This window comes from Allobosea sp. GW821-FHT09G06 (assembly GCF_059416005.1).
In genome coordinates, this window is sequence record NZ_JBWKOI010000001.1 from 1,906,166 (window position 1) to 1,926,381 (window position 20,216).

Sequence of the window (20,216 nt, forward strand, 5' to 3'; positions counted from 1 at the left end):
TTGGGGATGTTCGGCGAGTGCCTCTTGTCAGGCGCGCGCCGATAGGCTTTTCGGTCGGAAACGGCGCGCTTCGCGTCGGGCTAAGTCCGGAGCGCTGTCCATGGCCGAACCGTCCTCGAACAAGGCTTTCCCGGTTTCCTGGGATCAGTTCCATCGCGATGCCCGTGCGTTGGCGTGGCGCCTCGCCGAGAAGGGGCCTTTCGAGGCGATGGTCTGCATCACCCGCGGCGGCCTCGTGCCGGCGGCGATCATCTGCCGCGAGCTCGGCCTGCGCATGATCGAGACGGTCTGCGTCGCGAGCTATCACGACTACAAGAACCAGACCGAGCTCAAGGTGCTCAAGGACATCGCGCCGAACATCAAGGCGATCGGCGACGGTACGGGCAAGGGCGTGCTGGTCGTCGACGACCTCACCGATACCGGCAAGACAGCGCGCGTCGTGCGCGAGATGCTGCCGAACGCCCATTTCGCCACGGTCTATGCCAAGCCGGCCGGCGTGCCGACTGTCGATACCTTCGTGACCGAGGTCAGCCAGGACACCTGGATCTATTTCCCCTGGGACATGGGGCTCTCCTATGTGGAGCCGATCGCCAAGGGGCATCAGGGCTGAGAGGCCGCGCGCTCAGCCCACCGAGGGTGAGCGGAAGGCGATCAGCATCCCGGCGACGACGATCGCCATGCCGACGATCTCAGTCGGAGAGGGCACTTCCGCCAGCAGCAGGGCGCTGGCGGCGGCCGTCGCGATCGGCACCAGCGGCAGGAAGAGCGTCGCCCTGGCCGCGCCCAGCGTCTCGACCGAACGCGCATAAAGATAGAGCGCGACGACGCCGACCAGCACACCCTGGTAGAGCGCCTGGAGCAGGAGTTCCGCGAAGGGCGCCCGCGCCATATGGATCGGCAGCACCAGCGCCACGATCACCAGCAGCGGCACCGAGAGGATGCATGAGGCGGCGGTGACCTCGAGCGAACTGACGTTCCAGCGCCGGGCGAGCAGGCCGAAGATCGCCCAGAGGAAGGCGATCAGCACGAAGAGCAGGTCACCGATCCAGGCATCGGGCCGCGACGGCGCCATGGCGAGGGCATCGCGCGAGAAGATGCCGATGCCCAGTACGATGACACCGAGCCCGATCAATCGCATCCGCCCGGCGCGCTCGCCGGTGACGAGGAAGATCAGCAATGCGGTGAAGACCGGGATCAGGCCGGGCGAGATGATCGACGAATGCAGCGCGGGCGCGAAGGAGGCGCCAGCGACGAGGATCAGGCTGTAGAGCGGGCCGATCAGCAGCGCCATGCCCCAGGCGCGCCGCCAGCCGAGTGAGCCGACCGGGAAGGGGCGCATGTGCCTGAGCGCCCAGGGCAGCAGCACGGCGGCAGCCGAGACGAAGCGCAGGATCGTGACATCGGCTGGCGTCAGGTCGATCAGCATCGCGTGCCGCGACACCACGGACTGGACGCCCCAGATCATCGCGGTCAGCAAGCCGCAGAGAATGCCGAGCCATTGAGCGCGGGAGGTCATGAAAGGCGGCTTTCGGCAGGGCGATGCAGGCGGCGGGACGCGTGGCGCTGCTATGCCCTTGCCGCACCGGAGCGGCAACCCGCTGCGGTTGCGCTGCCGGGATGCTTCCAAGGCAGGTTGAGAGCGTCTGCTCCCCTCAGTTGCCAGCGGCCTGGTCGTCGGCCAGCAGCTTCGCGGCATGAGCGCGAATGTCTGCCGACCAGGTGCGGCTATGTTCGGCAAAGCGCGCGTCGTCCCCGGCGAAAAGGGCGCGCGAGGCTTCCTCGAAACCCTCGCGGTTGCCCGCCATCGTCGCGATGAACGCATAGGCCCGTTCCTGCGCCGCGCGCGCCCGGCTTCGACCGCCATCGGCCTTGCGGGCTTCGTCGACAAGGCGCCGAAGGGCCTGCGAGGCGCCGCCCGGCTGCAAGGCGAGCCAGTCCCAGTGGCGCGGCAGCAAGGTCACCTCGCGCGCGACGACGCCGAGCTTGGGCCGGCCGCGTCCGCGTGGAGCGTCGTCAGAGGTTGCTGCGGTCTCGTTTGTCGGAGGCGCGTAGCGTGCGGTGATTTCGGCGTTGCTGCCGCGCAGGTCGAGATCGACGACCTTTCCGGTCGCGTCGTCGAAGACGAGGATTGCTGCCGTGGCATCGGCTGCCAACGCCGCTTTCACTGCGAGCGCGACGGTCGCAAGCGGGCCGCTGGTGAGGCGGGTGGTGTCGTGAAAGGCGGTGCTGGGCCTGAATGCGATACCGGACATGGGCGCTCCTTGATGGGCGCTTATTATCCGGGTGATTTGGCCATGGCAATATGATCCGGGTAAAATTTATCGGCCGAGCTGCGCTCGTTCCCGCTTGCAGCTGCGAGAAGCCGATGCTGCAATGCAGCGCGGGTTAGGTTGCGCCCGCGTGCTCGTTGCGACCGGCCGGACAGGGAGAGGGGATCATGACCGTGACGATCGCGACGGAAAGTCATTCATCCCATGTTGTCGCTGGCCTCGCCGCGGAGCTGCTGTCCCGTGTCGAGGCGGCGCGCAGCGATTCCCGCGACGACCCGTTCGGCAATCCGGTGCTGAGCGTCACGCTCTGGCTGACGCGGTTGATGGATCGTGGCGAGCTGAGCATGGACGCCGCCTCCGAACTGGTGCGCCGGCTCGGGCGAGAGGCCTTGCATCAACGCGCCGGCCGGGTCGCGCGCTATGTCGGGCTCCAGAATGACGAATCCGCTGTTTTCGCCGCGCTGGCGGAAGAGGCGGCCAAGGAGGCCACGTCCTTCGACGCGTTCCGGCAGGCGGCGGAGCGGGCGCGCTTCGCAGCTGTGTTCACAGCCCATCCGACCTTCGGCATGGCGCGGCAGCTTTGCCATGCGCTTGCCGATCTCGCTTCCGGCGGCGCGGCCGGAGAGGCCGTCATCGCCGATGGCGCACTCAGCTTTCGCCCGGACGGGCGGATCACCTTGCAGGACGAGTTCGAGCAGGCGCGCTATGCCGTGCGCCATGCCCGTGATGCCATCGACCGTTTGAATGCCGCGTTCTTCGCGGTCGCGCGCGAGCGCTGGCCGGAGCGGTGGACGCAGCTCGCGCCGAAGCCGGTCACGCTGGCCTCCTGGGTCGGCTGCGACACGGATGGACGCACCGATATCGGCTGGTGGGACACGTTGCGCTACCGGCTGGAATCGAAGAGCGGGCAGTTCGCGCGCATCCTCGAAAAGCTGCCGCAGGGCCTTGCCACGGAAGCGGTACGCCAGCTGGTGAGCGAGGCGCTGGCCGCAGTGGAGAGACAGCTTGCACTGGCGCCGCCCATCGGCACGCAGCCCTCGTTGCAGGCCCTGCAAGCTTTTGCGCTGTCGCTGGTTCAGGAGCGCGAGACGGCACTGCCGGAAGCTACCCGCCTGATCGAGGCCCTGGACCAAGCCTTGGCAGACGTCTTCGACGAAGAAACGCGCGTTGCGCTCGCCCTGATCCGGGCGGGCTGCCTCGCGCATGGCGTCTCGATCGCGCTGCCGCATTTCCGGCTCAACGCCTCGCAGCTCCACAACGCCCTGCGCGCGACGATCCCGCTGGACGAGGAGCCGGGCCAGCCGGCGCAGCGACGTGCCTTTCTCGCCGCCGCCAATACGGCGTTGGACAAGGTCAAGGCGATCACGGTCGATTTCGGGGCGCTGGCGGCCGAGCGGGCCTCGGCCGCACGGATGATGATGACGATCGCGCAGATCGTGAAGCATGTCGACGGATCGAAGCCCGTGCGCTTCCTGATCGCGGAGACCGAGACCGGCTATACGCTGCTCTGCGCGCTCTGGCTGGCGAGCCGCTTCGGCATCGCCGACCGCGTCGAGATCTCGCCGCTGTTCGAGACCTCCGACGCGCTGGAGCAAGGGCCGCGCATCATCGACGAGGCGCTGCGCAGCTCGCATTTCCGCGACTATCTCAAGCGCCACGGGCGGCTTTGCATCCAGTTCGGCTATTCGGATTCCGGGCGCTATATCGGGCAGGTCGCCTCGACCTTCTGGGTCGAGCGCCTGCGCATCCGGATCGCCGAATTGCTGGGGCGTTACGAGCTTTCGGATGTCGAGCTCGTCATCTTCGACACCCATGGCGAGTCGGTCGGGCGCGGCGCCCATCCCGACAGCTTGTCGGACCGGCTGGCCTATCTCGACCCGGCCTATGCGCGGCAGGCCTTTGCGCGTGCCGGCATCCGGACGGTACGCGAGACCAGCTTCCAGGGCAGCGACGGCTATCTGCTGTTCGGCACGCCGCAGCTGGCCGGCGCCACGGTCGGGCGGATCGCCGAGGCGGTCTTCGCATCACCGGAACTGGCCGAGGACCCGATCTATGACGAGCCGGATTTCGCCAGCGAGTTCTTCCAGACCGTGCGCGAGGAGATGAACGAACTCGTCGACGATCCCGGCTATGCCGCGCTGATCGGCACGTTCGGCCCCTCGCTGCTCGACAAGACCGGTTCGCGTCCCGCCGCGCGCCAGTCGGAAGGGGCGGGGCCGACGCGCATCCGCCATCCCCGCGAACTGCGCGCCATCCCCAATAACGCCATCCTCCAGCAGCTCGGCTGGATGGCGAACAGCATGCATGGCGTCGGCCATGCCGCATCGCGCGCGCCGGACTTGTTCCGCACCATGCGCGAGCGCTCCGAGCGCTTCGACCGGGCCTATCGGCTCGCGGCCCATGCGATGGCGCATAGCGACCTCGATGTGCTGCGCGCCTATCTCGACACGCTCGACCCCGGCAGCTGGTTCGACCGGGCGCGCCGGACCGTGAAGGAGGGGCGGCGCGAGGAATTGCTGGTCGTCGCGGAGGCGCTCTCGCGACTGGAGCTGGCGCCGGCGCTGCGGCGCCTGTTCTGGCGGCTCTCGGCCGATGCGCTCAAGCTCAAGGTGGCGGCCGACGATGTGCCGCAGATGTCGGCGCGGCTCGTGGCGTTGCATGCGCTGAGACTGGCGGCGATGCATCGCGTCTGGCTGTCCTTCGCCCATATCCCGGATTTCCGGCCGCATGCCGGCCTGACCCGTGATGCGCTGATCGAGCGCTTGCTGCGCCTCGACGTGCCAGCCTCGCTCGCGCTGCTGGCGGAGATCTTCCCGCGCGATCCCGATCCCACCATCGGCCTCGATTTCGGCGAGCCGCCGGGGCCGCGCGAGGGCGGCACCTATGAGGCGCTGCACCGCGACGTCTTCGCGCCGATGCTGGGGCTGTTCGCGCTGATCCGCGAGATCTCCGGGGCGATCCAGCACGAGATCGGCGCGTTCGGCTAATTTTGTTCTCGCGTCATTCTCGGGCGGAGCGGAGCGTAGACCCGAGAATCTTGTGACCAGAAGGCGCTGGTTTCCGAGATGCTCGGGTCAAGCCCGAGCATGACGCAAGTTCGGAACGTTGAAACCCGCGCCGATCTCACTAGTTTGACCGGCAGGGGAAATGCCGACCGGGAGACGCGCCAGACATGGCCGCCACCAGCTTTGACGCCGCGGGCGCGCGGATCACGATCTTTCGCGCCCTGCTTCAGACCATCGCCCGCCATGGCAAGGGCCGCATCGCGCTGGAAGATCCGGAGCGCCAGCCGATCACCTATGGCCGGCTCGTACTTGGCGCGTTGGTGCTGGGGCGCAAGCTCGCGGCGCTGACGGCGCCGAAGGAGCAGGTGGGCGTGCTGCTGCCGAACATGCAGGGCATGGCGGTGACGCTGTTCTCGCTCTTCGCCTATGGGCGCGTGCCGGCGCTCTTGAACTTCACGGCCGGCGTCCGCAACCTGCGCGCGGCAGCGGAGCTGGCCGAGCTCAAGACCATCGTCACCTCGCGCCGCTTCGTCGATCAGGGCAAGCTCGACGACGAGATCGCCGCCTTGGGAGAGGGGCGGCAGGTCATCTATCTCGAAGATGTCCGCAAGCAGATCACCAGCTTCGACAAGGCGCTCGGCGCCTTGCAGAGCCTGGCGCCGGGGCTGATCCATCGTACGTTCGAAGCGCAGCCCGACGACGTGGCGGTGATTCTCTTCACCTCGGGCACCGAGGGCAAGCCGAAGGGCGTGGCGCTGAGCCATGCCAATATCGTCTCGAACGCGCGGCAGGTCTTCGCCCACGCGGCCGGGGCGATCTCCGAGCACGACGTCTTCATGAACCCGCTGCCGGCCTTCCATTCCTTCGGGCTCACGGCCGGGCTGATGGTGCCGCTGCTGCACGGCATGAAGGTCGTGCTCTATCCAAGCCCGCTGCATTACAAGCAGGTGCCGAAGCTGATCGGCGACATGAAGGCGACCTTCCTCCTCGCGACCGATACCTTCCTGCAAGGCTACGCTCGCGCTGCGGAGAAGGACGATCTCGGCAGCGTGCGCTATGTCGTGGCCGGCGCCGAGCGCGTGAAGGCAGAGACCAAGCGGATGTGGGAGCCCTATGGCACCACCATCCTCGAAGGCTATGGCTGCACCGAGTGCTCGCCGGTGCTGGCCGTCAATACGCCGGCCGCGATCCGGGAGGGCACGGTCGGCAAATTGCTGCCCGGAATCGAGGCCAAGCTGGAGCCGGTCGAGGGCATCCATGAGGGCGGGCGGCTCACCGTGCGCGGGCCGAACGTCATGGCCGGCTATCTCGATCCCGATCAGCCGGGCCGGATCATCCCGCCCGAAGGCGGCTGGCACGATACCGGCGATATCGTCGTGATCGAGGACGGTTTCGTTGCGATCCGCGGCCGGGCCAAGCGCTTCGCCAAGCTCGGCGGCGAGATGGTCTCGCTTGCGGCGGTCGAGACCATGGTCGCCAAGGTCTGGCCGGACCAGAACCATGTCGTCGTCGCGCTGCCCGATCCGCGCAAGGGCGAGCAGCTCGTTCTCGTGACCGAAACGCCGCATGCCGACCGCGCCGCGCTGCAGGAAGCCGCGAAGGCGCAGGGCTTCCCGGAATTGTGGGTGCCGCGCGCGATCTTGGTGACGCAGGCCATCCCCGTGCTCGGCAACGGCAAGATCGACTATGGCTCGACGCGGGAGCTTGCGGCCTCGCGGAGGTCGCTGCTGTGAGCCTGGCTCGCTGCGGTAAAGCCACATTTGTAATTCTATTACGCCGGATGATGATTCCGGGTTCCGCCCTGGCGCTGTTGCGCGTCGCCACACTTGCGCCTGCCCTGTCGCTGACGGGGCCGTCCGATCTTGCCGCGCAGGCGCCGGGCGCGCTCTATGTGCGCCGCGACGAATGCATCGAGGCGGGCAAGCTGACGGCGGAGCAATGCGAGTTCGCCTATCGCAACGCGCGCGCCGAATTCGAGCAGGCGGCGCCGCGCTACGGCTCGCGCGCGGCCTGCGAGCGCAGCCACAAGCGCTGCGGCGCGCAGATGGTCTCGGCCGGCGGCTGGGAATCCTTCGGCAAGGGCGGGGCGAGCTATGTGCCGCGCTTCATCGGCGTGCGCGTGACGGGCGAGGGCGCCGCGCGCCGCGCCTTGCCGGTGGTCGAGGGCACCGCCAAGGTCGCCTTCGCCGGGCGCCCGGTGACGGAATTGCAGGACAAGGTCGCGGGGCGGCGTGGCATCATCGGGCAGGCCAGCAGCGCCGGCCGCGGCGGGAATGGGCAGGCCGGGCAAGGCTCCGCCCCCTATATCAAGCGCGGCGACCGCGACGACACGGTGCGCGTGCCGATGGAGGAGAAGACCATCGGCTCGGACGTCAAGCCAGGCCTCTATGTCGATCCCGATGGGGTCGAGTGGTACAAGCCCGCCCGGCGGCATTGAGAGCGTCCCGGAGGCTTGCGCCGGCTGCGCCTGCCCGCTATCGCTGTGCCACCTGCGGACGTGGCGAAACTGGTAGACGCACGAGACTTAAAATCTTGCGCCTTCAAAGGCTTGCGGGTTCGAGTCCCGCCGTCCGCACCAATTCGGCGACACGGTGATTCCCCTGCGGCCCGTTCTAGGGTGCGGGTTGCGGCGCCAGCCATTCCCGGTATCGGCTTGCGAAGTTCAGGGCCAGGCGCTCGATCGGATCGGCCATGAAGGCCGCGTCGATCATGGTTCCGCCAATTCCCTGGCCGGCCAGTGCGATGGCGCGGAACTCCGGGTAGCTCACGAGCACCGTGCCGGTTTTGGCATCGGTGACGGTGATATCGGCAACCAGTTCGTGACTTCCGCCCACGATCACGCGCTGGATAGCTGAGGCGACGTAAAGGCGCCGCAGATTGACCTCGACTTTGACGGGGCGATCGCCGGTCAGAGCCGGCTTCAGCTGCTGTTCGAGCGCAGCACCGATCTTGGCTGCAGCAAGCTTGGCGATGAAGGCGCGCGCTTCGGGCGTCTTGGAGAGGTCTTCGGATTCCGTCTCTGGCCGGCCTTTGGACCTTGCATAGGCGCGATCGCCGTCGCCCCACCACAGTGTCGCGGCAGCGTCGGTGCCGACATGGACGCTAGCGAGGCGCATGGTCTCGATATCCTGTCGGGACAGCGGGTTCTGCGCCGTGACGCAGCCGGCCAAAGCGAAGGCCAGAAGGCCGAAACAGAGAATGCGCTTGATCATGTTACCCCCGGAGACAGGCCCGAGGGGTAGTTCGGCTGCCACTCGATTCGCCAGTTCAACGAATGGATGAGGGGGAGGCGGGGCACCAGTTTTGGTAGAGATAGCGAGATAGTCGGGCGAAAAAGCTCTCAACCTGCCCGGAAGATCACGCTCAGATTGTTCGCGGGCATCTCGATGATCTCCGAAGCGCCGAATCCATTGGCTGCGCCGAGCGCCGCGACTGCATCGAGTTCGCGCAGGCCCCAGGCCGGATCGCGGCTGCGCAGGCTTTCGTCGAAGGCGGCATTGCCGGGTTCGAGCGGCCGGTCCGAACGGCGATAGGGGCCATAGAGGTAGAGCGGCTGGCCCGGCTTCAGCAGGCGCCCCGCCTGCCGGAACAGACCCTCGGCAGCGGCCCAGGGCGCGATATGGATCATGTTGATGCAGAGGATCGCGTCGGCGGCTTCGAGCGGCCAGTCCGGGGCGGTGGCGTCAACAACGAGCGGCGCGCGGATGTTGCCGAGGCCGGATTCGGCGGCCCAGGCCGCGATGCTGGCGACCGCGTCGGGTGAGGGATCGCTCGGCTGGAAGGTGAGGCCGGGCAGGGCCCCGGCGAAATGCACGGCATGCTCGCCGGAGCCGGAGGCGATCTCCAGAACGAGCCCCGAGGAAGGCAGGATATCGGCCAGCACGGCGAGGATCGCATCGCGATTGCGCTGGGCCGAAGGCGCGCGCAGGCGAGGGTCGGCGGCGGCCTGGGGATCGGCGGTCGGCTGCCAGAAGCTGGGCTTGCTCATTATCCGCTCACGAATCTTTGGTCCGGCCCATCGCGTTGAGGCCGCGATCCGCTATAAGGGGGCTGGAAGCGAGCCGCCAGATGTCGTGGCTTTGCAGCAAGCAGGCTGGTTTTGTTAACCGAAATCCTGGTCGTCGTGGCGCTGACGATCGTCAATGGACTCCTCGCCATGTCGGAACTCGCCGTGGTTTCGTCACGCACTGCGCGCCTCAAGGTTCTCAGCGATCAGGGCAGCAAGGGCGCCGCAACCGCGATGCGCCTGGCCGAAGATCCCGGTCGCTTCCTCTCCACCGTCCAGATCGGTATCACGCTCGTCGGCGTGCTCTCGGGCGCCTTCTCCGGCGCCACGCTCGGCGCGCGCCTCTCCGAATGGCTGGGCACGCATGGTTTCTCGCCGTCGGTGTCGGATACGCTCGGCGTCGGCCTCGTCGTCGTCGCCATCACCTATCTTTCGCTGATCCTTGGCGAGCTCGTCCCGAAGCAGATCGCTCTGCGAGACCCCGAGCGGGTGGCAGCGCGGGTCGCGCCGGCGATGTGGCTGCTCTCGAAAGTCGGCGCGCCGATCGTGTTCCTGCTCGATGTCTCCGGCAAGGCGGTACTGCGCCTGCTCGGCCAGAAGGGCGAATCTGAGGAGAGGGTCACCGAGGAAGAGGTTCGCACCATCATCGCGGAGGCGGAGACGGCCGGCGTGCTGGAGCGCGACGAGCGCGAGATGATCGCAGGCGTGATGCGCCTTGCCGACCGCTCGGCCCGGGCGCTGATGACGCCGCGCCGCGAGGTCGAGGTCATCGATCTCGAGGACAGCACCGAGGAAATCCGCGAGCAATTGCGCGCGACGCGCCGCTCGCGCCTGCCCGTGCAGGACGGCGAGGCCGATGCGATCGTGGGCGTGGTCCTGGTCAAGGACCTGATCGAGTTCCTTCAGGCCGGCGACGCGCAGGATCTGCGGGCGCTGGTGCAGGAGGCTCCGATCGTGATGGACACGGCCGACTCGCTGCATGTGCTGCGCGAGATCCGCGCCAGCCGCGTGCATATGGCGCTGGTCTTCGACGAATACGGCCATTTCGAGGGCATCATCACGCCCGGCGACGTGCTGGAGGCGATCATCGGCGCCTTCCAGGAAGAGGAGGAGGACGAGCCAGCGATCGTCACCCGCGCCGACGGCTCCTATCTCGTCGCCGGCTGGATGCAGGTCGACGAGTTCTCGCATGAGCTCGGCATCCCGATCCCGCGCGACGCCGATTTCCAGACGGTCGCCGGCTTCATCCTGGCTGAATTGAACCATCTGCCCAATGTCGGCGAGAGCTTCGACAAGGGGCATTGGCGCTTCGAGGTGGTCGATCTCGACGGCCGCCGCATCGACAAGATCCTGGTCAGCCGGATCGAGTGAATTGTGGCCGGCGTTGACGCCGGCCGCGCCCGCATGATGTAGTCGCCATCAAGGGGTTCCATCGCGACGACCCCGTGAGGCTTCGGCCCAATGTTCGCGTCCAACTTCCTCGCTTCAGGATGGACGCCAATCATGCCCACCAACGAACAGATCACGGTCGCCCAGCTGTCACGGCTGGTCGGCCTGCCCGATGCGCCGGCGATCATCGACGTGCGCATCGACGAGGACGTCGCCGCCGACCCATTTTTCCTGCCCGGCTCCGTTCGCCGCGACTATCGCGCTGTTGCCAAATGGGGAGCTGATTTCGCCGGGCAGCGGCGCGTGGTGGTCGTCTGCCATCGCGGTCTCAAGCTCAGCGAGGGCGTCGCCGCCTGGCTGCGCCATCTCGGCATACCCGCGGAAACACTGGAAGGCGGGCACCAGGGCTGGCGTCAGGCCGGGGGGATGGTGTTCTCGCCGGAGCATCTGCCGTTTTCGGGAGCGCTCGGCAGTAGTGTCTGGGTGACGCGGGCGCGGCCGAAGATCGATCGCATCGCTTGCCCTTGGCTCATCCGCCGCTTCATCGACCGGCAGGCTGCGTTTCTCTTCGTCGCGGCTTCCGAGGTCGAGGCCGTGGCCGAGCGCTTCAACGCTACGCCCTTCGATATCGAAGGCGTGTTCTGGAGCCATCGCGGGCCGCTTTGCACCTTCGATGCGATGATCGTGGAGTTCGGGCTGGTTTCGCCGGCGCTCGACCGGCTGGCGCGGATCGTGCGGGCGGCGGATACCGCGACGCTGGAGGCCGAGCCGCAAGCCGCCGGGCTGCTCGCGGCGTCGCTTGGGCTGTCGCGCATGTACAAGCACGATCTCGAACAGCTCGAAGCCGGCATGCTGCTCTACGACGCCTTCTATCGCTGGTGCCGCGATGCGGGCGAGGAGAGCCATAACTGGCCGGTGCCGAAGCCGGCCGGGGAGGCGCGGCGATGAACGTCGTGGAAACGAGCGCGGCCGCAGCAGCGCGCATGCCGACGCTCGGCGAGGCGACGCGCGTCTGGGCGCGGATCGGCTTCCTGTCCTTCGGCGGGCCGGCCGGGCAGATCGCCTTGATGCATAAGGAGCTGGTCGAGGAGCGCCGCTGGATCGGCGAGGAGCGCTTCCTGCACGCGCTCAACTACTGCATGCTCCTGCCCGGGCCGGAGGCGCAGCAGCTCGCCGTCTATATCGGCTGGCTGATGCACCGGACGATCGGCGGCCTGATCGCTGGGCTGCTGTTCATCCTGCCCGGCTCGCTGGTGATGCTGGGCCTGAGCATCCTCTATGTCACCTGGCGCCATGTGCCACTGGTCGACGGCATCTTCTTCGGCGTGAAGGCGGCGGTGCTCGCCATCGTGATCGAGGCTGGCATACGGATCAGCCGCCGGGCGCTCAAGAACGGGGCGATGGTCGGCGTCGCGGTCGCGGCCTTCGTCGCGATCTTCCTGTTCAAGGCGCCGTTTCCGGCGATCATCCTCGCGGCGGGGCTCATTGGCTGGCTCGGCAATCGTATCCGGCCGGACTGGTTCGGCGCGGCCGGCCGGCATGGCGCGGCCGGGCCCCCGGTCGTCGGTCTGGTCGATCGTTTGCTGTTGGAAGGGGCGCTTGCGCATGTCCGGCCCTCGGCCGGGAAGGCCGCGCGGGTGCTCGCATTCTGGCTGCCGCTCTGGCTTGCGCCGGTCGCTATGCTCTGGCTTGTCACCGGTCCGGCGAGCGTCTGGACGCAGATCGGCAGCTTCTTCAGCGTGATGGCGACGGTGACCTTCGGTGGCGCCTATGCGGTCCTGGCCTATGTCGCACAGGCGGCGGTCGACGGCTTTGGCTGGCTCACGGCCGGCGAGATGCTGGATGGGCTGGGGCTGGCCGAGACGACGCCGGGGCCGCTCATCCTCGTGCTCGAATTCGTCGGTTTCCTCGCCGCCTTCCGGGCGCCGGGCAACCTGCCACCGCTCGTGGCCGGCGGGCTCGGGGCGCTCCTCACGGTCTGGGTGACCTTCGCGCCCTGCTTCCTCTGGATTTTCCTCGGGGCGCCCTATGTCGAGGCGCTTAAGGGAAACAAGGGGCTTTCGGCCGCGCTCGGTGCGATCACCGCCGCCGTGGTCGGCGTCATCGCCAACCTCGCGCTCTGGTTCGGGCTGCATGTCCTCTTCCGCGAGGTTTCCAGCCTGTCTGTCCTCGGGATGAATCCGGAGGTGCCGGTCCTGACTTCGCTCGACTGGCGCGCGGCTCTGCTGGCGGCTGGTGCGGCCATCGCGCTGCTGCGCTTCAAGCTCGGCATGGTGCCGGTTCTGGCCGCCTGCGCGGTCGCCGGCGTCCTGCTCAAAGGCGGGTTGTGAACCTTAGCGGCGCTGCTCGTCCGGCTCGATGATGCGGTACTCGGCGTCGATGACCTCGACGCGGTCCGGCTGGCGCGGCTGGTTGGCGAAGGGATTGGCCGGGTCGATGCCCGCCGCCTTCAGCTTGGCCTTGATGCGCCAGACCGCGATCGCGCCGACGACCAGCACGACCGGGATCAGGATGAGCGCGAGGCTCGCGGCCAGCACGAAAAGCGCGACGCCGACGGTGAGGCTCGCCGCCATGGCGAGCCAGGCCTGCCAGCGCGGCATGGCGCGGGTGCGGCCGTTGAGCTGCTCGTAGAGATTGACGCGGATCATCTGGTGTCTGTCCCTTCCTCCCGCATGAAGATAGGGAGCGATTGCGGCTTTGACGAGATCAGGCCGCATCCTGCCAGTCGTAGAGCCAGCCATAGCGGCTGCGCAGGCCATCCGGTCCCAGCCGCTTCAGCGCGAAATCGCGGGCGATGCTGAGCGGCCAGCCCATATGGTAGTTGCGGCCGTTGCCCCGGCTTTCCTCCTGCACGCGGGCGACGCGCTGGGCGCGGGCGGCGGCATAGGCGGCGAAGGCCATGGGCACGCCGGCAGCGCCCTCGCGGCCGAGCGTCTCGGCCAGCAGGCGGGCGAGCACCGCGGCATCCTCGATGGCGAGCGAGGCGCCCTGGGCGAGGAAGGGCAGGATCGGGTGGGCGGCATCGCCGAGCAGCGCGACCCGGCTCTTGGCCATGGCGGCGGGCTTGCGGTCGAACAGCGACCAGACCTGCCAGCCTTCGGCCGCGCCGGTGAGTTCGCGCAGGGCCGGGGAGGCGCCGGCGAGATGCTCGGTGAGAATGTTGAGGTCGCCATCGCGTGACCAGCCCTCGCGGGCCTCCTTGGCCTGGCGGACGACGACGATGTTGATCTCGCGGCCGCCCGCGACGGGGTAATGCACGGCATGGCGGCCGGAGCCCATATGCAGCGTCACGCGCGGCTTGTCGCCAGCGCGGGCCGGCACGACGGCGCGCCAGGCCTCGTAGCCGGTGAAGACGGGCGGGGAGGCGTCGCCGGTGAGATCGCGCACGCGCGACCACAGGCCGTCGGCACCGATCAGGCCGAGGGCGGAGAGCGTCCCGCCGACACCGTCGCGCGCCGTCAGCCCGACCGTGACGCCGTCGGCGTTCTGGCTGACCTCATCGACGCTGCGCCCGACCATCAGGCGGATATTCGGCATGGCGCGGGCGGCATCGAGCAGCACGGTATGCAGGTCGTTGCGCTTCATCATGCGGAACGGCGTCGGCATGCGCTCGGGGCTGGAGGGCATCTCCAGCACCTGCGAGCCATCGACCCAGCGCCGGATCATCAGCCCGTGCGAGGTCACGCTGATGCGCTTCAGCGGCAAGGCGAGGTCGAGCGCATCGAGCACGCGGCCGGAATTGGAAGTAACCTGCAGGCCGGCCCCGGTCTCGCCGAATCCGGTGCGCTTTTCGACGACGGTCGCGGCGATGCCGCGCCGCGCCAGCGACAGAGCCATGGTCAGGCCGCCGATACCGGCGCCGGCGATGACGAAATGAGGAGCGGACACGGGATCGGACGCCTTCGATGATGATGCTGGAAGACGAGGCGCGGGTGCCCCTCAGAACCCGCGCGCCGGATGCAGTGGGCGAGCCTCAGGCCGCCTTGGCCGGATCGGTATAGGCGCATTCCGGCGGGATGCAGGCGGCGCCCTTCAGCGACGGCTCGTATGTGAACAGCGTCGAGCAATAGGGGCAGATGATCTCATGGTCCGCGCCCATGTCGAGGAAGACATGCGGATGGTCGAAGGGCGGCTTGGCGCCGATGCACATGAACTCATGCGCGCCGACCTTGATGACGGGGACGCCGAGGTCATTGTGGAAATGCGGGATGCCGGTCGCGGCCATGGTCGTCGCTCTTCGAAGGTCTGGAATGCGGCCGCAACCTATCGCGTGCGCCCGTCGGGCGCCAGTGCGCTCTTTTGCATCAGCGTCCATCGCGCAGGCAGCCGCGCGCAAGCTCGGTCATCCGGGCGCTTTCCTGCGGCGAGAGCAGGTTGTCGAGTGCCTTCTGCCAGAGCTGCTCGCGCTTGAGACCATCGACGGTGCAGGCGCAGACCATCCGGCACATATCTTGGGGCACGTTGGGGCCGGAGCAGCTGCGCTGGCATTCGTTCCGGAAGGCGCGTTCCTCCGGCGAGGTCGGAGCGATAATCTGGGTTGCCAGCATCAGCGTGCCGATGAAGAGCGGCTGGTGGACGAGGTAGACCAGCAGGCTGTGGCGCCCGCCCCAAGCGACGATTCGGGTCGCCTTGTTGCCGGGCCACCAGCCGGCGAGTGTGGTGCCGGGCAGGCGCGGCAGGATGAGGCGGGCCAGCACGATGCCGCTCAGCACGCAGCCGAACCAGGGGAAGACGGGTACGAAATCGGCCGTGTGGATCGGCGCCTGCGAGAAGCCGAGCCAGGCCGCCCAGGGCTGGTCGAGCAGCGGATAGGCAACGAAGGAGGGCAGCGCGAAGGCGAGCACGGTGGCCAAGGCGATGGCGATGACCGGCAGGCGCAGGAAGGGCAGGGCGAGCACGCTCGCGACCGCGACATGGTGCAGGATGCCGAAGAAGATGAAGTCGCCCGGCATGAACCGCCAGGTGCCGAGCGTGACCAGGGCGGCCGCGCCCGCGACCATGGCGAGGCGCTTGAGATAGGCCTTGAGGTCGAGGCCCTTGCGCGTCGCGAGGACGAGGCTGAAGCCGACGATGGTCAGGAAGGTGCCGGCGATGCCGCGCGCGAACAGGCGCCAGCCCGGCTCGGTGACGATATCGGTCTCGATCAGCCGGAACATCGAGAGGTCGTAGGCGAAATGGTAGACGAACATCGCCATGAGCGCGACGCCGCGGGCGATGTCGACGATGGCGAGGCGTGACGACTCGCGAGGGGCGGGCTGGGTCATGCGGTCATCGTTCATCATGGCGGGCGCTCATAAGCAAGCCGCGCCATGGCGGGTACCCAAAGCCGCCCGGTCATGGCAGGGAAGGGCGACCGTTCCGATCTTGCGATCCGAGACCCGCATGCAGAGCTTTTCTTCCGACGGCGTGAAGATCGCCTTCATCGACATGGCGCCGACCGCTGACGAGCCGAAGCACCGCGCCGTCGTGCTGGTCCACGGCTTCGCCTCCTCGCACATGATCAACTGGGTCAACACCCAGTGGACCAAGACGCTGACCCATGCCGGCTACCGCGTCGTCGCGCTCGACGATCGCGGCCATGGCCAGAGCGAGAAGCTCTACGATCCCGCCGCCTATTCCTCGCAGGTCATGGCCGAGGATGTGCGCCGATTGATGGACCATCTCGACATCCCGCGCGCGGCGGTGATGGGCTATTCGATGGGCGCGCGCATCTCGGCCCATCTGGCGCTGGCGCATCCGCGCCGGCTGGAGGCCTTGCTGCTCGGCGGGCTCGGCATCCATTTGGTCGAGGGCGTCGGACTGCCGCTCGGCATTGCGGACGCGATGGAAGCGCCCTCGCTCGACGTGCTCACCGATCCGATGCAGCGCATGTTCCGCGCCTTCGCCGAGCAGACCAAGAGCGATCTCAAGGCGCTCGCCGCCTGCATCCGCGGCTCGCGCCAGACGCTGACTGCCGCGCAGGTCGGGCAGATCGCCGTGCCAACCCTGATCAGCGTCGGCACGAAGGACGATGTCTCCGGCTCCGGCCCGGAGCTGGCGAAGCTCATTCCAGGCGCCGAAGCCTTCGACATCGTCGGGCGCGACCACAACCTCGCGGTCGGCGACAAGAGCCACAAGCAGGCCGTCCTCGACTTCCTCGCGCGTTTGTGAGAACCTCGGCGATGACTAGAGGCAATCCGGAAAAGCGGGCGACGCCAATGTGTTGTCGATCTTCCCTGAAAATCTGATTCCGCTGCTTCGCTTTTCGATTCAACTTCGGTTCGGCCTGAGCTTTTGATGCGGACACCTGCCTTGCGCTAGGCTGTCCTTCCGCCGAACCCGTCTTTCCGGAGAATGACCATGCCGTCAGGGCGCTCCGTCGCGGAAGCACGCGACTTCGCAACCGGGCTCGACCGGGTCGATCCCGTCTGGTCCCGCCTGCGGACCGAGGCCGAGGCTGCCGTTGCCGCCGAGCCGGCGCTCGGCACGCTGATCGTCGCTTCCGTCCTCAACCAGCCGAGCTTCGAGGCTGCCGTCGCCCATCGCGTCGCGGCACGGCTCGGCCACCCCGCCGTGACCGCCGACCTGATCGAGCAGGGCTTTGCCGAGGCGATGGCCAGTGACGAGACGATTGGCGCCGGCATGCGCGCCGACGTGATGGCCGTGCTGGACCGCGATCCCGCCTGCTACCGGGTGCTGGAGCCGGTGCTGTTTTTCAAGGGCTTCCACGCGCTGCAATGCCACCGCCTGGCGCATTGGCTCTGGAAGCGTGGCCGGCGCGATTTCGCGCTCTATCTGCAGGCGCGCTCGTCCGAGGTCTTCCAGACCGACATCAACCCGGCGGCGCGGATCGGCAAGGGTATCTTCCTCGACCATGCGACTGCGCTCGTCGTCGGCGAGACCGCTGTCATCGAGGACGACGTCTCGATGCTGCACAGCGTCACGTTGGGCGGCACCGGCAAGCAGGGCGGCGATCGCCATCCGAAGATCCGCAAGGGTGTGCTGATCGGTGCCGGCGCCAAGATCCTCGGCAATATCGAGGTCGGTCAATGCAGCCGCATCGCGGCCGGCTCGGTCGTGCTCCAGCCCGTGCCGCGTAACAAGACCGTGGCGGGCGTGCCGGCCAAGGTGGTCGGGGAAGCGGGCTGTGCCGAACCTTCACGCTCGATGGACCAGACGCTCGCCGGCGATTGCGGCGCCTATATCTGACGCGCTCAGTCGGCCGAGCCGGCGAGCCAGTCCATGATCTCGGCCCGGCGCGGATGCGCGCCGGCAGCGGTCGCGGCTGCGAGCGTCAGGCGATCGGGCACCGGCATCGCCTGCGGGAAGGGCGCGATGAGCCTGCCCGTTGCGAGATGAGGGCCGACGAGGCTCATGCGCCCCATCAGGACACCTGAACCCGACAGGCAGGCATCCAGCGCCAGGCTGTAAAGCGAGAAGGCCGGGCCCCGGCCTGGATCGACCTTGGTGCCGGGCGCGGCGAAGGCAAGCCAGCGCGCCCAGTCGCTGCGCCAGACCGCATCGTGTAGTAGCGTTTGCGCGGACAGATCGGCCGCTGTCGCGAGCCTTGCGGCGAGAGCGGGCGCGCAGACCGGCAGGATCGCGTCGGCTTCGAGTTGCGGTCCGCTGCTGGCCGGCGGGTTTTCGCGATAGAACAGCGAGAGATCATAGGGATCGCGCTGCGGATCCGGCGGCTCTTCCATCGCCGAGATCGAGACCTGCAAGTCCGGAAACGCCGCCTGCAACGCCGGCAGGCGCGGCGAGAGCCAGAGCTGGGCGATGCAGGGCAGGGCGGCGATGGCGAGCGGCCGGTTTGGCTGTGCCTCGCGCAGGGCCTGCACTGCCTGTCCGAGCATGTCGAAGCCGCGCGTCAGGCGCGGCAGCGCCTCGCGCGCCGCATCGGTCAGGGCGACGCCTTGCGGCAGGCGACGGAAGACCGCGAAACCCAAGGTCGCTTCGAGCTGCCGGATCTGCTGGGTGACGGCGCCGGCCGTGACGCCGATCTCGTCGGCTGCCTTGCTGAAGCTCTCCAATCGCGCCGCGGCCTCGAAGGCGCGCAAGGCGTTGAGCGAAGGCAGGCGCGGGCGCGGCGGCTTGACCGGCAAGGCGAAACTCCAGGTTGAGGCTGAGAATTCCTCAGCCTGCGAGCGATGAATACTCGTTTGCGCGCGGGCCGGCAAACCGCTGTTATGACGCCAACGAGGGATTTGGCGGTTCGGGAGACGAGCGAGATGACGGCACTGGGCAGGCGCGATTGGGTTCCGCAAGCGAGCGAGGATTATGTGCTGAAGGTCGCGGCTGAGACGGCGAGCCAGCCGCTCGATGCGATCGCGGCGCGGATCGATGCACTCGCGACCGAGAACCGGGCGATCCATGAGCGCGACTGCGTCAATCTGAACCCCGCTACCAATGTCATGAACCCGAAGGCCGAGGCGCTGCTCTCGGCGGGGATCGGGGCGCGGCCATCGCTCGGCTATCCCGGCGACAAATACGAGATGGGGTTGGAGGCGATCGAGCAGATCGAGATCATCGCTGCCGAGCTCGCGGCCGAGGTGTTCGGCGCGACATATGCCGAAATCCGGGTGCCCTCGGGCGCTATCGCCAATCTCTACGCCTTCATGATCGCGGCCAAGGCCGGCGACTGCATCATCGCGCCGCCCGGCGAGATCGGCGGGCATGTCACGCACCATGGCGCTGGCGCGGCCGGGCTCTATGGCATCGTCACCCACCCGGCGCCGATCGATCCGGTGCGCTATACCGTCGATGTCGAGAAATTGCGGGCGGACGCGCTGCGCCTCAAGCCGAAGCTGATCTCGATCGGCGGCAGCCTCAATCTCTTTCCGCATCCGATCCGCGAGATCCGCGCCATCGCCGACGAGGTGGGCGCGATCGTGCTGTTCGATGCGGCGCATATGTCCGGCATGATCGCCGGCCATGGCTGGCAGCAACCTTTGGAAGAGGGTGCTCATCTGATGACGATGAGCACCTACAAGAGCCTGGGCGGGCCGCCCTCGGGCCTGATCGTGACCAACGACGCGGAGATCGCCAGGAAGCTCGACGTCATCGCCTATCCCGGTCTCACCGCCAATTTCGACGCGGCGAAATCGGCCTCGCTCGCCGTCTCGCTGCTCGACTGGAAGGCGTATGGCCGCGCCTATGCGCAGGAGATGGCGAAGACGGCGAAGGCCTTGGCCGAGGCGCTCAGCGAGCGGCAGGTGCCGGTCTTCGCCCGTGATCGGGGCATGACGATGTCGCATCAGTTCGCGATCGAGGCCGCGACCTATGGCGGCGGACAGGCCGCGGCGAAGCGACTTCGCGCCGTCAACATCCTCTCCTGCGGCATCGGCCTGCCGCTACCGGCTGTCGAGGGCGATGTGAACGGCCTTAGGTTGGGCACGCCGGAGATCGTCCGCTTCGGCATGACGGCGGCGGATATGCCGGAGCTGGCCGGCTATATCGCCGAGGGGCTGAACGGCTCGCGCCCGGCCGAGGCCGTTGCGAAGGATGTGACGGCCTTCCGCGGGCGGTTCCGAAACCTGCATTTCATGCGGTGAGCGCCGCGACAGG

At 67.9% G+C, this 20,216-nt stretch carries 19 protein-coding genes and 1 tRNA gene; 11 read left to right on the plus strand and 9 right to left on the minus strand.

What is annotated here, in order from left to right; all coding sequences use genetic code 11:
* Window positions 1–100 precede the first annotated feature (100 nt).
* Complete coding sequence (gene gpt, locus AC07NY_RS09395) at window positions 101–610, plus strand: xanthine phosphoribosyltransferase (protein ID WP_492287368.1); 510 nt, start codon at window positions 101–103, stop codon at window positions 608–610.
* A 12-nt stretch (window positions 611–622) separates the two neighbouring features.
* Here the strand turns inward: gpt and AC07NY_RS09400 are convergent, their stop codons facing one another.
* Both AC07NY_RS09400 and AC07NY_RS09405 read right to left on the minus strand, forming a co-directional pair.
* Window positions 623–1,516: a DMT family transporter gene (locus AC07NY_RS09400; protein WP_494583444.1), complete on the minus strand. Its 894-nt coding sequence runs from the start codon at window positions 1,514–1,516 to the stop codon at window positions 623–625.
* Window positions 1,517–1,652: 136 nt separating this feature from the next.
* The gene (locus tag AC07NY_RS09405) at window positions 1,653–2,252 is read right to left on the minus strand and encodes a DUF2239 family protein (RefSeq protein ID WP_494583446.1); all 600 of its coding nucleotides are present in this window, start codon (window positions 2,250–2,252) and stop codon (window positions 1,653–1,655) included.
* A gap of 185 nt (window positions 2,253–2,437) precedes the next feature.
* Between AC07NY_RS09405 and AC07NY_RS09410 the strand changes: the two genes are divergently transcribed.
* From AC07NY_RS09410 to AC07NY_RS09425, 4 genes are all read left to right on the plus strand, one after another.
* A complete protein-coding gene (locus AC07NY_RS09410) occupies window positions 2,438–5,257 on the plus strand; it encodes a phosphoenolpyruvate carboxylase (RefSeq protein WP_494583447.1) in 2,820 nt (939 codons plus the stop codon).
* A 185-nt stretch (window positions 5,258–5,442) separates the two neighbouring features.
* Window positions 5,443–7,008, plus strand: coding sequence for an AMP-binding protein (locus AC07NY_RS09415; RefSeq protein ID WP_494583449.1), 1,566 nt, complete (start codon window positions 5,443–5,445; stop codon window positions 7,006–7,008).
* Window positions 7,009–7,058: 50 nt separating this feature from the next.
* Window positions 7,059–7,712, plus strand: a complete 654-nt coding sequence (locus tag AC07NY_RS09420; RefSeq protein WP_494583451.1) for a DUF1190 domain-containing protein — start codon at window positions 7,059–7,061, stop codon at window positions 7,710–7,712.
* A gap of 54 nt (window positions 7,713–7,766) precedes the next feature.
* Window positions 7,767–7,853, plus strand: a tRNA-Leu gene (locus AC07NY_RS09425).
* Between the two features lie 34 nt (window positions 7,854–7,887).
* Here AC07NY_RS09425 and AC07NY_RS09430 read toward each other — a convergent pair.
* A complete protein-coding gene (locus AC07NY_RS09430; RefSeq protein WP_494583453.1) occupies window positions 7,888–8,391 on the minus strand; it encodes a DUF6778 family protein in 504 nt (167 codons plus the stop codon).
* A gap of 224 nt (window positions 8,392–8,615) precedes the next feature.
* On the minus strand, window positions 8,616–9,263 hold the full coding sequence (locus tag AC07NY_RS09435; RefSeq protein ID WP_492287375.1) for a DUF938 domain-containing protein: 648 nt from the start codon (window positions 9,261–9,263) through the stop codon (window positions 8,616–8,618).
* A 126-nt stretch (window positions 9,264–9,389) separates the two neighbouring features.
* Here AC07NY_RS09435 and AC07NY_RS09440 point away from each other — a divergent pair, with 126 nt between their 5' ends.
* From AC07NY_RS09440 to chrA, 3 genes are all read left to right on the plus strand, one after another.
* Window positions 9,390–10,652, plus strand: coding sequence for a hemolysin family protein (locus tag AC07NY_RS09440; protein ID WP_492287448.1), 1,263 nt, complete (start codon window positions 9,390–9,392; stop codon window positions 10,650–10,652).
* Window positions 10,653–10,784: 132 nt separating this feature from the next.
* Entirely contained in the window at window positions 10,785–11,618 is an 834-nt protein-coding gene (locus AC07NY_RS09445; RefSeq protein ID WP_494583455.1) for a chromate resistance protein ChrB domain-containing protein, read from the plus strand.
* Complete coding sequence (gene chrA, locus AC07NY_RS09450; protein WP_494583457.1) at window positions 11,615–13,000, plus strand: chromate efflux transporter; 1,386 nt, start codon at window positions 11,615–11,617, stop codon at window positions 12,998–13,000. The genes AC07NY_RS09445 and chrA overlap by 4 nt, the downstream gene beginning before the upstream one ends.
* 3 nt (window positions 13,001–13,003) lie before the next feature.
* Here chrA and AC07NY_RS09455 read toward each other — a convergent pair whose 3' ends face one another.
* From AC07NY_RS09455 to AC07NY_RS09470, 4 genes are all read right to left on the minus strand, one after another.
* Window positions 13,004–13,318: a hypothetical protein gene (locus tag AC07NY_RS09455; protein ID WP_494583459.1), complete on the minus strand. Its 315-nt coding sequence runs from the start codon at window positions 13,316–13,318 to the stop codon at window positions 13,004–13,006.
* Between the two features lie 58 nt (window positions 13,319–13,376).
* On the minus strand, window positions 13,377–14,558 hold the full coding sequence (locus AC07NY_RS09460) for an FAD-dependent monooxygenase (protein ID WP_494583461.1): 1,182 nt from the start codon (window positions 14,556–14,558) through the stop codon (window positions 13,377–13,379).
* Window positions 14,559–14,643: 85 nt separating this feature from the next.
* Window positions 14,644–14,895: a zinc-finger domain-containing protein gene (locus tag AC07NY_RS09465; RefSeq protein ID WP_494583463.1), complete on the minus strand. Its 252-nt coding sequence runs from the start codon at window positions 14,893–14,895 to the stop codon at window positions 14,644–14,646.
* Window positions 14,896–14,974: 79 nt separating this feature from the next.
* Window positions 14,975–15,952 (minus strand): acetyltransferase domain-containing protein, encoded by a 978-nt coding sequence (locus AC07NY_RS09470; protein ID WP_494583465.1) that lies wholly within the window; start codon window positions 15,950–15,952, stop codon window positions 14,975–14,977.
* A 100-nt stretch (window positions 15,953–16,052) separates the two neighbouring features.
* Between AC07NY_RS09470 and AC07NY_RS09475 the strand changes: the two genes are divergently transcribed.
* Window positions 16,053–16,820, plus strand: coding sequence for an alpha/beta fold hydrolase (locus tag AC07NY_RS09475; RefSeq protein ID WP_494583467.1), 768 nt, complete (start codon window positions 16,053–16,055; stop codon window positions 16,818–16,820).
* 189 nt (window positions 16,821–17,009) lie between these two features.
* Window positions 17,010–17,858, plus strand: coding sequence for a serine O-acetyltransferase (gene cysE / locus AC07NY_RS09480; protein WP_494583469.1), 849 nt, complete (start codon window positions 17,010–17,012; stop codon window positions 17,856–17,858).
* Between the two features lie 5 nt (window positions 17,859–17,863).
* Here cysE and AC07NY_RS09485 read toward each other — a convergent pair whose 3' ends face one another.
* Window positions 17,864–18,754: a LysR family transcriptional regulator gene (locus AC07NY_RS09485; RefSeq protein ID WP_494583470.1), complete on the minus strand. Its 891-nt coding sequence runs from the start codon at window positions 18,752–18,754 to the stop codon at window positions 17,864–17,866.
* Between the two features lie 126 nt (window positions 18,755–18,880).
* On the opposite strand from AC07NY_RS09485, the gene glyA reads away from it, so the two are divergent.
* A complete protein-coding gene (gene glyA, locus AC07NY_RS09490) occupies window positions 18,881–20,203 on the plus strand; it encodes a serine hydroxymethyltransferase (protein ID WP_494583472.1) in 1,323 nt (440 codons plus the stop codon).
* The last annotated feature ends 13 nt before the right edge of the window (window positions 20,204–20,216 follow it).

What these genes read in the sequence shown, in the direction of transcription:
- AC07NY_RS09475 (WP_494583467.1), top strand. Translation starts at nt 16,053, where the DNA reads ATGCAGAGCTTTTCTTCCGACGGCGTGAAGATCGCCTTCATCGACATG.
- gpt (WP_492287368.1), top strand. Translation starts at nt 101, where the DNA reads ATGGCCGAACCGTCCTCGAACAAGGCTTTCCCGGTTTCCTGGGATCAG.
- glyA (WP_494583472.1), top strand. Translation starts at nt 18,881, where the DNA reads ATGACGGCACTGGGCAGGCGCGATTGGGTTCCGCAAGCGAGCGAGGAT.
- AC07NY_RS09400 (WP_494583444.1), bottom strand. Translation starts at nt 1,516, where the DNA reads ATGACCTCCCGCGCTCAATGGCTCGGCATTCTCTGCGGCTTGCTGACC.
- AC07NY_RS09470 (WP_494583465.1), bottom strand. Translation starts at nt 15,952, where the DNA reads ATGATGAACGATGACCGCATGACCCAGCCCGCCCCTCGCGAGTCGTCA.
- AC07NY_RS09420 (WP_494583451.1), top strand. Translation starts at nt 7,059, where the DNA reads ATGATTCCGGGTTCCGCCCTGGCGCTGTTGCGCGTCGCCACACTTGCG.
- AC07NY_RS09465 (WP_494583463.1), bottom strand. Translation starts at nt 14,895, where the DNA reads ATGGCCGCGACCGGCATCCCGCATTTCCACAATGACCTCGGCGTCCCC.
- AC07NY_RS09410 (WP_494583447.1), top strand. Translation starts at nt 2,438, where the DNA reads ATGACCGTGACGATCGCGACGGAAAGTCATTCATCCCATGTTGTCGCT.
- AC07NY_RS09405 (WP_494583446.1), bottom strand. Translation starts at nt 2,252, where the DNA reads ATGTCCGGTATCGCATTCAGGCCCAGCACCGCCTTTCACGACACCACC.
- AC07NY_RS09430 (WP_494583453.1), bottom strand. Translation starts at nt 8,391, where the DNA reads ATGCGCCTCGCTAGCGTCCATGTCGGCACCGACGCTGCCGCGACACTG.
- chrA (WP_494583457.1), top strand. Translation starts at nt 11,615, where the DNA reads ATGAACGTCGTGGAAACGAGCGCGGCCGCAGCAGCGCGCATGCCGACG.
- AC07NY_RS09415 (WP_494583449.1), top strand. Translation starts at nt 5,443, where the DNA reads ATGGCCGCCACCAGCTTTGACGCCGCGGGCGCGCGGATCACGATCTTT.
- AC07NY_RS09455 (WP_494583459.1), bottom strand. Translation starts at nt 13,318, where the DNA reads ATGATCCGCGTCAATCTCTACGAGCAGCTCAACGGCCGCACCCGCGCC.
- cysE (WP_494583469.1), top strand. Translation starts at nt 17,010, where the DNA reads ATGCCGTCAGGGCGCTCCGTCGCGGAAGCACGCGACTTCGCAACCGGG.
- AC07NY_RS09445 (WP_494583455.1), top strand. Translation starts at nt 10,785, where the DNA reads ATGCCCACCAACGAACAGATCACGGTCGCCCAGCTGTCACGGCTGGTC.
- AC07NY_RS09435 (WP_492287375.1), bottom strand. Translation starts at nt 9,263, where the DNA reads ATGAGCAAGCCCAGCTTCTGGCAGCCGACCGCCGATCCCCAGGCCGCC.